Origin of the sequence: Citrobacter sp. SX206 (assembly GCF_024181025.1) — a bacterium.
Taxonomy (GTDB): domain Bacteria; phylum Pseudomonadota; class Gammaproteobacteria; order Enterobacterales; family Enterobacteriaceae; genus Citrobacter; species Citrobacter youngae.
Genome location: NZ_CP049738.1, coordinates 4,335,492 through 4,346,689, shown reverse-complemented (window position 1 = coordinate 4,346,689; position 11,198 = coordinate 4,335,492). Strand labels below are relative to the sequence as shown.

The following is an 11,198-nucleotide window of genomic DNA, read 5'->3' as shown; positions in this document are numbered from 1 at the left end:
TAAATAGCAAGGCGTCTTGCGATTGAGACTGACACGTCCCCTTCGTCTAGAGGCCCAGGACACCGCCCTTTCACGGCGGTAACAGGGGTTCGAATCCCCTAGGGGACGCCACTTGCTGGTTTGTGTGAGTGAAAGTCGCCGGCCCTAATATCTCAAAACTTACCTTCGGGTGACGTTTGAGATATTTGCTCTTTAAAAATCTGGATCAAGCTGAAAATTGAAACGACACACTGTTTCATTTCTCCGTAATAAGAAATGAAAAATGGTGTGTTCGAGTCTCTCAAATTTTCGCAACACGGTGGTGTTTTACGAAACATCTTCGGGTTGTGAGGTTAAGCGACTAAGCGTACACGGTGGATGCCCTGGCAGTCAGAGGCGATGAAGGACGTGCTAATCTGCGATAAGCGTCGGTAAGGTGATATGAACCGTTATAACCGGCGATTTCCGAATGGGGAAACCCAGTGTGTTTCGACACACTATCATTACGTGAATACATAGCGTAATGAAGCGAACCGGGGGAACTGAAACATCTAAGTACCCCGAGGAAAAGAAATCAACCGAGATTCCCCCAGTAGCGGCGAGCGAACGGGGAGCAGCCCAGAGTCTGAATCAGCTTGTGTGTTAGTGGAACGGTCTGGAAAGTCCGACGGTACAGGGTGATAGTCCCGTACACCAAAATGCACAGGTTGTGAACTCGAAGAGTAGGGCGGGACACGTGGTATCCTGTCTGAATATGGGGGGACCATCCTCCAAGGCTAAATACTCCTGACTGACCGATAGTGAACCAGTACCGTGAGGGAAAGGCGAAAAGAACCCCGGCGAGGGGAGTGAAAAAGAACCTGAAACCGTGTACGTACAAGCAGTGGGAGCCTCTTTATGGGGTGACTGCGTACCTTTTGTATAATGGGTCAGCGACTTATATTCTGTAGCAAGGTTAACCGAATAGGGGAGCCGAAGGGAAACCGAGTCTTAACTGGGCGTTAAGTTGCAGGGTATAGACCCGAAACCCGGTGATCTAGCCATGGGCAGGTTGAAGGTTGGGTAACACTAACTGGAGGACCGAACCGACTAATGTTGAAAAATTAGCGGATGACTTGTGGCTGGGGGTGAAAGGCCAATCAAACCGGGAGATAGCTGGTTCTCCCCGAAAGCTATTTAGGTAGCGCCTCGTGAACTCATCTTCGGGGGTAGAGCACTGTTTCGGCTAGGGGGTCATCCCGACTTACCAACCCGATGCAAACTGCGAATACCGAAGAATGTTATCACGGGAGACACACGGCGGGTGCTAACGTCCGTCGTGAAGAGGGAAACAACCCAGACCGCCAGCTAAGGTCCCAAAGTCACAGTTAAGTGGGAAACGATGTGGGAAGGCACAGACAGCCAGGATGTTGGCTTAGAAGCAGCCATCATTTAAAGAAAGCGTAATAGCTCACTGGTCGAGTCGGCCTGCGCGGAAGATGTAACGGGGCTAAACTGTGCACCGAAGCTGCGGCAGCGACACTATGTGTTGTTGGGTAGGGGAGCGTTCTGTAAGCCGTTGAAGGTGTGTCGTGAGGCATGCTGGAGGTATCAGAAGTGCGAATGCTGACATAAGTAACGATAATGCGGGTGAAAAACCCGCACGCCGGAAGACCAAGGGTTCCTGTCCAACGTTAATCGGGGCAGGGTGAGTCGACCCCTAAGGCGAGGCCGAAAGGCGTAGTCGATGGGAAACAGGTTAATATTCCTGTACTTGGTGTTACTGCGAAGGGGGGACGGAGAAGGCTATGTTAGCCGGGCGACGGTTGTCCCGGTTTAAGCATGTAGGCGGAGGTTCCAGGTAAATCCGGTACCTTTTTAACGCTGAGGTGTGATGACGAGGCACTACGGTGCTGAAGTAACAAATGCCCTGCTTCCAGGAAAAGCCTCTAAGCATCAGGTAACACGAAATCGTACCCCAAACCGACACAGGTGGTCAGGTAGAGAATACCAAGGCGCTTGAGAGAACTCGGGTGAAGGAACTAGGCAAAATGGTGCCGTAACTTCGGGAGAAGGCACGCTGATATGTAGGTGAAGTGATTTACTCATGGAGCTGAAATCAGTCGAAGATACCAGCTGGCTGCAACTGTTTATTAAAAACACAGCACTGTGCAAACACGAAAGTGGACGTATACGGTGTGACGCCTGCCCGGTGCCGGAAGGTTAATTGATGGGGTTATCCGTAAGGAGAAGCTCTTGATCGAAGCCCCGGTAAACGGCGGCCGTAACTATAACGGTCCTAAGGTAGCGAAATTCCTTGTCGGGTAAGTTCCGACCTGCACGAATGGCGTAATGATGGCCAGGCTGTCTCCACCCGAGACTCAGTGAAATTGAACTCGCTGTGAAGATGCAGTGTACCCGCGGCAAGACGGAAAGACCCCGTGAACCTTTACTATAGCTTGACACTGAACACTGGTCCTTGATGTGTAGGATAGGTGGGAGGCTTTGAAGTGTGGACGCCAGTCTGCATGGAGCCAACCTTGAAATACCACCCTTTAATGGCTGGTGTTCTAACGTGGACCCGTAATCCGGGTTGCGGACAGTGTCTGGTGGGTAGTTTGACTGGGGCGGTCTCCTCCTAAAGAGTAACGGAGGAGCACGAAGGTTAGCTAATCCTGGTCGGACATCAGGAGGTTAGTGCAAAGGCATAAGCTAGCTTGACTGCGAGAGTGACGGCTCGAGCAGGTGCGAAAGCAGGTCTTAGTGATCCGGTGGTTCTGAATGGAAGGGCCATCGCTCAACGGATAAAAGGTACTCCGGGGATAACAGGCTGATACCGCCCAAGAGTTCATATCGACGGCGGTGTTTGGCACCTCGATGTCGGCTCATCACATCCTGGGGCTGAAGTAGGTCCCAAGGGTATGGCTGTTCGCCATTTAAAGTGGTACGCGAGCTGGGTTTAGAACGTCGTGAGACAGTTCGGTCCCTATCTGCCGTGGGCGCTGGAGAATTGAGGGGGGCTGCTCCTAGTACGAGAGGACCGGAGTGGACGCATCACTGGTGTTCGGGTTGTCATGCCAATGGCATTGCCCGGTAGCTAAATGCGGAAGAGATAAGTGCTGAAAGCATCTAAGCACGAAACTTGCCCCGAGATGAGTTCTCCCTGAGACTTTAAGTCTCCTGAAGGAACGTTAAAGACGATGACGTTGATAGGTCGGGTGTGTAAGTGTAGCGATACATTGAGCTAACCGATACTAATGAACCGTGAGGCTTAACCTTACAACGCCGAAGGTGTTTTGGCGGAATTGAGACGATTTTCAGCATTGATTACAGATGACATCAGAACGCAGAAGCGGTCTGATAACAGAATTTGCCTGGCGGCTGTAGCGCGGTGGTCCCACCTGACCCCATGCCGAACTCAGAAGTGAAACGCCGTAGCGCCGATGGTAGTGTGGGGTCTCCCCATGCGAGAGTAGGGAACTGCCAGGCATCAAATAAAAGCGAAAGGCCCGGTCGAAAGACCGGGCCTTTTGTTTTATCTGTGGTCTGTCGGTGAGCGCTCTCCTGAGCAGGACAAATCCGCCGGGAGCGGATTTGAACGTTGCGCAGCAACGGCCCGGAGGGTGGCGGGCAGGACGCCCGCCATAAACTGCCCTGACGGATGGGCTTTTTTGCGTCTGTACGGAGAGAAAACCGCCGGATGCGGCGCAAACGCCTTATCCGGCCTGTAAAAGCTTGTCCTGCTACCCACGCTCGAGGTTGAGTAACGGGTACGGCCGTCCGAGATCGTCCACTTCTGTACGTCCTGTCACGTTAAATCCCATCTTCTTATAGAATCCAACTGCCTGCTCATTCTGTTCGTTAACGTTGGTTGTTAGCGTTAAACTCATTGATAAAGCATGTTCAATCAGTAACTTACCCACACCACTACCACGCACATCTGGATCGACAAACAACGCATCTATATGCTTATCGGTCAGAAGCATAAAGGCGACAGGCTCATCTTGTTCTGTCACTGCAACCCATAGCGGAGCTTCTGGTAAAAATGAACTTACCAGCTCTTCCAGCTCAATCCGATAATCCGCAGAGAGGAAATGGTGCGTCGCATCGACAGAACGACACCAGATAGATACGAGCTTATCACCTTCGTCCTTACGCGAACGACGAATGGTAAAGGGCATAGCATTCTCCTTTTATCTTTACTGCACTATTCTACAGCAAGGGCCGTGAAACTTTCTCAACTTGAGGATGCAGGCTCGACATTCGCATGATTCCTGGGTATCTTCAGCTGTCTGGATGTCTAAACGTTTAAACGTATGTAGTGAGGTTATCAGGTTATGCCAATTCGCGTGCAGGACGAGCTACCCGCCGTCAATTTCTTGCGTGAGGAAAACGTCTTTGTGATGACGACATCCCGCGCTTCCGGTCAGGAAATTCGACCACTGAAGGTGCTCATTCTCAACCTGATGCCCAAGAAGATTGAAACGGAAAACCAGTTCCTGCGCTTACTGTCTAACTCACCGCTACAGGTAGATGTTCAGCTATTGCGCATCGATGCCCGAGAGTCACGCAACACCCCCACGGAGCATCTGAATAACTTTTACTGTAATTTCGAGGATATCTGCGATCAGAACTTTGACGGACTGATCGTGACCGGCGCGCCGTTGGGTCTGGTTGAATTTAATGACGTGGCTTACTGGCCGCAGATTCAACAAGTGCTTGAATGGGCGAAAGATCACGTTACCTCGACGCTATTTGTTTGTTGGGCGGTACAGGCCGCGCTGAATATCCTGTACGGAATTCCCAAACAAACCCGCACGGACAAACTCTCAGGTGTTTATGAGCACCATATTCTTCACCCTCATGCGCTACTGACGCGCGGATTTGATGATGCGTTCCTGGCTCCGCATTCGCGCTATGCCGATTTTCCTGCTGCGCTTATCCGGGACTACACCGATCTCGAGATTTTTGCCGAGACAGAAGAGGGAGATGCCTACCTGTTTGCCAGCAAAGATAAACGTATTGCCTTTGTGACGGGTCATCCGGAGTATGACGCCCATACGCTCGGCAGTGAGTATTTTCGTGACGTCGAAGCGGGCTTAACGCCGGAAGTACCCTATAACTACTTCCCGAAAGATGACCCGCAAAACAAACCGCGGGCAACCTGGCGCAGCCACGGCAATCTGTTGTTTACTAACTGGCTCAACTATTACGTCTATCAGATCACGCCATATGATCTGCGTCACATGAATCCAACGCTGGATTAATCTTCTGTAGCAGACGATCCTTAAGCGTTTCAGCATGTTGAATCAGGCACCTTCGGGTGCTTTTTTATTTCCGAAACGCACCTCATCATGTAATTAAATTTTATTTATATTGTTATCAATGAGTTAATTGATATTTAAATTAAAAATGGAAATTGTTTTTGATTTTGAAATTTAAATGAGTAGTCTTAGTTGTGCTGAACGAAAACCGCACAACGATCCTTCGTTCGCATTGGGGATGTGATTGGATCAATGACGAGGAACTACGCAATGAATCAACAGGCAACGACAACCGATGAACTGGTCTTCACTAGGCCGCGTGGCGAACAGGAACAGCAGATTCTGACCGCTGAAGCGGTGGAGTTTCTGACCGAGCTGGTGACAAGATTTACGCCGAAACGCAATAAACTTCTGGCTGCACGTATCCAACAACAGCAGGATATTGATGACGGTAAGTTGCCTGATTTTATTTCGGAAACAGCTTCCATTCGTGAAGGTAACTGGAAGATTCGCGGTATTCCTGATGATTTACTGGATCGCCGCGTAGAGATCACCGGACCCGTTGAGCGCAAGATGGTCATCAACGCGCTCAACGCGAACGTCAAAGTCTTTATGGCTGATTTTGAAGATTCGCTGGCTCCTGAGTGGAGCAAAGTAATCGACGGGCAGATAAACCTGCGTGATGCGGTCAATGGCACCATTAGCTATACCAACGAAGCGGGTAAAATTTATCAGCTCAAACCTAATCCGGCTCTGTTGGTATGCCGCGTTCGTGGTCTGCATCTGCCGGAAAAACACGTTACCTGGCGTGGCGAATCCATCCCGGGCAGCCTGTTCGATTTTGCCCTCTATTTCTTCCACAACTACAAAGCGTTGCTGGCAAAAGGCAGTGGCCCTTATTTCTATCTGCCAAAAACGCAGGCCTGGCAAGAAGCGGCATGGTGGAGCGAAGTGTTCAGCTATGCGGAGGATCGTTTTAATCTGCCGCGCGGCACCATCAAAGCGACTCTGCTGATTGAAACGCTGCCGGCCGTCTTCCAGATGGACGAAATTCTGCACGCCCTGCGTGACCATATTGTGGGTCTGAACTGCGGTCGCTGGGACTACATTTTCAGCTATATCAAAACGCTGAAGAACCATCCGGATCGCGTGCTGCCGGACCGTCAGGTGGTGACGATGGATAAGCCATTCCTCAGCGCCTATTCGCGTCTGCTGATTAAAACCTGTCATAAACGTGGCGCATTCGCGATGGGCGGCATGGCAGCGTTCATTCCCAGCAAAGATGCGGAACGTAACAACCAGGTTCTGACCAAGGTAAAAGCGGACAAAGCGCTGGAAGCAAATAACGGTCATGACGGCACATGGATTGCCCATCCGGGGCTGGCAGATACCGCTATGGCGGTGTTCAACGACGTACTCGGTGAAAACAAAAATCAGCTGTTCGTGACCCGTGAAGAAGATGCCCCGATTACCGCAGAACAACTGCTGGCACCTTGTGAAGGTGAACGTACTGAAGAAGGCATGCGCGCCAACATCCGTGTGGCGGTGCAGTACATCGAAGCGTGGATCTCCGGTAACGGCTGCGTACCGATTTACGGTCTGATGGAAGATGCGGCTACCGCAGAAATCTCCCGTACCTCCATCTGGCAGTGGATCCACCACCAGAAGACGCTCAGCAACGGCAAGCCGGTTACCAAACCGCTGTTCCGTCAGATGCTGGCCGAAGAGATGCTGGTGATTCAGGACGAGCTGGGCGAACACCGCTACAGCAGCGGGCGTTTTGACGATGCCGCGCGCCTGATGGAGCAAATCACTACCTCTGATGAATTGATCGATTTCTTGACCCTGCCAGGCTACCGCCTGCTGGCGTAATCCACCACATAACAATATGGAGCATCTGCACATGAAAACCCGTACTCAACAAATCGAAGAATTACAGAAAGAATGGACTCAACCGCGCTGGGAAGGCATCACCCGTCCATATAGCGCGGAGGAAGTGGTGAAATTACGTGGCTCGGTCAACCCGGAATGCACGCTGGCTCAGCTTGGCGCGGCGAAAATGTGGCGTCTGCTGCACGGCGAATCGAAGAAAGGTTATATCAACAGCCTCGGCGCGCTGACTGGCGGTCAGGCGCTGCAGCAGGCGAAAGCAGGTATTGAAGCGGTCTACCTTTCAGGATGGCAGGTGGCGGCAGATGCCAACCTGGCCTCCAGCATGTACCCGGACCAATCACTGTATCCGGCGAACTCCGTCCCGGCGGTGGTGGATCGGATCAACAACACATTCCGTCGCGCCGATCAGATCCAATGGTCAACCGGTATTGAACCGAACGATCCGCGCTATGTCGATTACTTCCTGCCGATCGTCGCCGATGCGGAAGCGGGTTTTGGCGGCGTCCTGAACGCGTTTGAACTGATGAAATCGATGATTGAGGCTGGTGCAGCGGCCGTTCACTTCGAAGATCAGCTCGCATCGGTGAAAAAATGTGGTCACATGGGCGGCAAAGTTCTGGTGCCGACTCAGGAAGCTATTCAGAAACTGGTGGCGGCCCGTCTGGCGGCCGACGTCATGGGCGTTCCGACGCTGGTGATTGCGCGTACTGATGCTGACGCCGCTGACCTGATTACCTCTGACTGTGACCCGTACGACAGCGAGTTCATCACCGGCGAACGTACCAGTGAAGGGTTCTACCGCACCCATGCGGGCATTGAGCAGGCGATCAGCCGTGGCCTGGCGTATGCACCTTATGCGGATCTGGTGTGGTGTGAAACCTCCACGCCGGACCTCGAACTGGCGAAGCGCTTTGCCGATGCGATTCACGCGAAATTCCCTGGCAAACTGCTGGCCTACAACTGTTCGCCGTCATTTAACTGGCAGAAAAACCTGGACGACAAAACCATCGCCAGCTTCCAGCAGCAACTGTCGGATATGGGTTACAAATACCAGTTCATTACCCTGGCGGGCATCCACAGCATGTGGTTCAACATGTTCGACCTCGCGCACTCCTATGCGCAGGGTGAAGGCATGCGCCACTATGTTGAGAAGGTTCAGCAGCCAGAATTTGCGGCGGCTAAAGACGGTTACACCTTCGTGTCCCATCAGCAGGAAGTGGGTACAGGCTACTTCGACAAAGTCACTACTATCATTCAGGGCGGCGCTTCCTCGGTGACCGCGCTGACCGGCTCGACCGAAGAATCGCAGTTTTGATTAATGCCCGGTGGCGCTGCGCTTACCGGGCCTACGAAGGGATGTAGGCCGGATAAGCGAACGCGCCATCCGGCATGACGTTGTGCCGGATGGGAGAAGTCGATGACGCGTGGCCTGGAATTACTGATTGCTCAGACGATTTTGCAAGGTTTCGACGCCCAGTACGGGCGTTTTCTGGAAGTCACCTCCGGCGCGCAGCAGCGTTTTGAACATGCCGACTGGCATGCGGTTCAGCAGGCGATGAAAAGCCGTATTCACCTTTACGATCATCACGTGGGTCTGGTGGTGGAGCAGTTGCGCTGCATTACAGACGGCAAAAGTACCGACGCGGATTTTTTACTTCGCGTGAAAGAGCATTACACCCGGCTACTGCCGGATTACCCGCGCTTCGAGATTGCGGAGAGCTTTTTTAACTCCGTTTACTGTCGGTTATTTGATCACCGCTCGCTGACTCCCGAGCGGCTGTTTATTTTCAGTTCTCAGCCAGAGCGTCGTTTCCGCACGATCCCACGCCCGTTGGCGAAAGACTTTTTTCCTGATACCGGCTGGGAGTGGCTGCTGACTCGCGTCCTTAGCGATCTGCCCCTGCGTCTTCCATGGCAGAATAAACATCGTGATATTCACTACATCATCGAACACCTGACCGAAACCCTGGGAGCGGATGTGTTGCAGGGCTGCCATTTACAGGTGGCGAATGAACTGTTTTATCGTAACAAGGCCGCCTGGCTGGTCGGTAAGCTGATTACCCCTTCTGGAACGCTGCCGTTTTTACTGCCAATCCACCGGACAGACGAAGGTGAGCTGTTTGTCGATACCTGCCTGACCACGACGGCGGAGGCGAGCATTGTGTTTGGCTTTGCCCGCTCCTACTTTATGGTGTATGCCCCGCTGCCCGCGGCGTTAGTGGAGTGGCTGCGCGAGATCCTGCCCGGTAAAACCACCGCTGAATTGTATATGGCGATTGGCTGCCAGAAGCATGCAAAAACGGAAAGTTATCGGGAGTATCTGCTCTACCTGGCCAACTGTGATGAGCAGTTTATTGAAGCGCCGGGGATCCGCGGTATGGTGATGCTGGTGTTTACCCTGCCGGGCTTTGACCGGGTGTTTAAAATCATCAAAGACAAATTTGCGCCGCAGAAAGAGATGTCTGCCGCCCACGTCCGCGCCTGTTATCAACTGGTCAAAGAGCACGATCGCGTTGGGCGGATGGCTGACACCCAGGAGTTCGAGAACTTTGTGCTGGATAAACGGCAAATCGATCCGGCGCTGATGGCGCTGCTATTGCAGGAAGCCCCGGAAAAAATTACCGATCTTGGCGATCAGATTGTCATTCGCCATCTGTATATCGAACGACGGATGGTGCCGCTGAATATCTGGCTGGAGCAGGTCGAAGGTCAACAACTGCGCGATGCCATTGAAGAGTACGGCAACGCGATTCGTCAGCTGGCCGCCGCCAATATTTTCCCCGGCGATATGCTGTTTAAGAACTTCGGCGTCACCCGTCACGGGCGCGTGGTGTTCTATGACTATGACGAAATTTGCTATATGACGGAGGTGAATTTCCGCCATATCCCGCCCCCGCGTTACCCGGAAGATGAGATGAGCGCCGAGCCGTGGTACAGCGTATCGCCTGGAGATGTCTTCCCGGAAGAGTTTCGCCACTGGCTATGTGCCGACCCGCGTATCGGGCCGCTATTTGAAGAGATGCACGCTGACTTGTTCAACGCCGACTACTGGCGTGGTCTGCAAACGCGGATTAAAAACGGGCATGTGGAAGATGTTTACGCCTACCGGCGCAAACAGCGTTTCAGCGTGCGTTATGAAACCGATCGTAAGCCGGGTAAGGCGTAGCCGCCACCCGGCAATCCCATCTTAACGAAACCCGCCATACGCCAGCGTCACTTCTTTCGCCGCTTTGATCGCCATGGCGCCAAACTCGGTCACGCGATCGTCGGTAATGCGCGAAATGGGGCCGGAGATGGAAATGGCGGCAAACGGCTGGCGGTGCTCGTCATAAATGCACGATGCCACGCAGCGCAGACCCAGCGCATGTTCCTCATCATCAAAGGAATAGCCGCGCTTACGCGTCTGGGCCAAATCCTCTTTCAGATGCACCGGCGACACCAGCGTGGCGTGGGTATAAGCGTGTAGTCCTTTGCGGTGCAGCAACCCTGTCACCTGTTCTTCGCTCAGTTGGGATAAAAACGCCTTACCCGCGCCGGAAGCGTGCATCGGCAGTTTGCCGCCGATGGGCGCAGACATACGCATCAATTGGGTACACTGCACCTGGTCGATAATAATCGCTTGATGGTCGCTTTGATCCAGCACGGCCAGGTTGACCGTTTCACCGGAGTCTTCCATCAGTTTGCGCAGGATTGGGTGGACAATCGCCAGCAGATTACGGCTTTGCAGAAAGCTGCTGCCGACGATAAACGCATGTGCGCCCACGGCCCAGTGCCCTAATTCACCGACCTGACGAACAAATCCCTGCTGCTGCATGGTGGTCAGCAAACGGTGAGTCGTGGAGTTTGGCAGGCCGGCCTGCTGCGCCAGCTCGGTCAGCGCCACGCTGCCGTTGGATTCCGCAATCCACTCCAGTAGCTTCAGGCCACGCGTCAGGGACTGAACCTGCCCGGTTGCGGGCGCAGTAGTAGCGGCGGGTTTTCTACCGCGTTTCGCGGGAACGGGGGCAACCATGGCAGACTCCTTTTCTGTATCGTGGAAATCATTTTCGTTTTATTCAAATATAATGCAAGAATTCCTGTACT

6 protein-coding genes, 1 tRNA gene and 2 rRNA genes are annotated in these 11,198 nt (G+C 52.9%); 7 read left to right on the top strand and 2 right to left on the bottom strand.

Going from position 1 to position 11,198, the window contains the following annotated elements:
- Positions 1 to 35: 35 nt before the first annotated feature.
- The 3 genes from G8S19_RS20960 to rrf all read left to right on the top strand — a co-directional run bounded on the left by G8S19_RS20960 (position 36) and on the right by rrf (position 3,447).
- A tRNA-Glu gene (locus G8S19_RS20960) sits at positions 36 to 111 on the top strand.
- Between the two features lie 219 nt (positions 112 to 330).
- A 23S ribosomal RNA gene (locus G8S19_RS20955) occupies positions 331 to 3,237 on the top strand.
- A gap of 94 nt (positions 3,238 to 3,331) precedes the next feature.
- Positions 3,332 to 3,447 (top strand): 5S ribosomal RNA (rrf, locus tag G8S19_RS20950).
- Between the two features lie 254 nt (positions 3,448 to 3,701).
- Here the strand turns inward: rrf and G8S19_RS20945 are convergent.
- Positions 3,702 to 4,139, bottom strand: a complete 438-nt coding sequence (locus tag G8S19_RS20945) for an acetyltransferase (RefSeq protein ID WP_124021097.1) — start codon at positions 4,137 to 4,139, stop codon at positions 3,702 to 3,704.
- A gap of 156 nt (positions 4,140 to 4,295) precedes the next feature.
- Here G8S19_RS20945 and metA point away from each other — a divergent pair, with 156 nt between their 5' ends.
- From metA to aceK, 4 genes are all read left to right on the top strand, one after another.
- Entirely contained in the window at positions 4,296 to 5,225 is a 930-nt protein-coding gene (gene metA, locus G8S19_RS20940) for a homoserine O-succinyltransferase (RefSeq protein ID WP_003841431.1), read from the top strand.
- A gap of 267 nt (positions 5,226 to 5,492) precedes the next feature.
- Positions 5,493 to 7,094 carry a malate synthase A gene (gene aceB / locus G8S19_RS20935; RefSeq protein WP_061067003.1) on the top strand — a complete coding sequence of 534 codons (1,602 nt, stop codon included), beginning with the start codon at positions 5,493 to 5,495 and terminating at the stop codon, positions 7,092 to 7,094.
- Between the two features lie 31 nt (positions 7,095 to 7,125).
- Positions 7,126 to 8,430, top strand: coding sequence for an isocitrate lyase (aceA, locus tag G8S19_RS20930; protein WP_003031609.1), 1,305 nt, complete (start codon positions 7,126 to 7,128; stop codon positions 8,428 to 8,430).
- Positions 8,431 to 8,532: 102 nt separating this feature from the next.
- Positions 8,533 to 10,281, top strand: coding sequence for a bifunctional isocitrate dehydrogenase kinase/phosphatase (gene aceK / locus G8S19_RS20925; RefSeq protein WP_124021096.1), 1,749 nt, complete (start codon positions 8,533 to 8,535; stop codon positions 10,279 to 10,281).
- 21 nt (positions 10,282 to 10,302) lie between these two features.
- On the opposite strand, the gene iclR is transcribed toward aceK, so the two are convergent.
- On the bottom strand, positions 10,303 to 11,127 hold the full coding sequence (gene iclR / locus G8S19_RS20920; protein WP_003031613.1) for a glyoxylate bypass operon transcriptional repressor IclR: 825 nt from the start codon (positions 11,125 to 11,127) through the stop codon (positions 10,303 to 10,305).
- Positions 11,128 to 11,198: the final 71 nt, after the last annotated feature.

Bases quoted from the DNA above. Each gene is read 5' to 3' on its own strand.
- G8S19_RS20945 (WP_124021097.1), bottom strand. From the start codon at position 4,139: ATGCCCTTTACCATTCGTCGTTCGCGTAAGGACGAAGGTGATAAGCTC.
- metA (WP_003841431.1), top strand. From the start codon at position 4,296: ATGCCAATTCGCGTGCAGGACGAGCTACCCGCCGTCAATTTCTTGCGT.
- aceB (WP_061067003.1), top strand. From the start codon at position 5,493: ATGAATCAACAGGCAACGACAACCGATGAACTGGTCTTCACTAGGCCG.
- aceA (WP_003031609.1), top strand. From the start codon at position 7,126: ATGAAAACCCGTACTCAACAAATCGAAGAATTACAGAAAGAATGGACT.
- aceK (WP_124021096.1), top strand. From the start codon at position 8,533: ATGACGCGTGGCCTGGAATTACTGATTGCTCAGACGATTTTGCAAGGT.
- iclR (WP_003031613.1), bottom strand. From the start codon at position 11,127: ATGGTTGCCCCCGTTCCCGCGAAACGCGGTAGAAAACCCGCCGCTACT.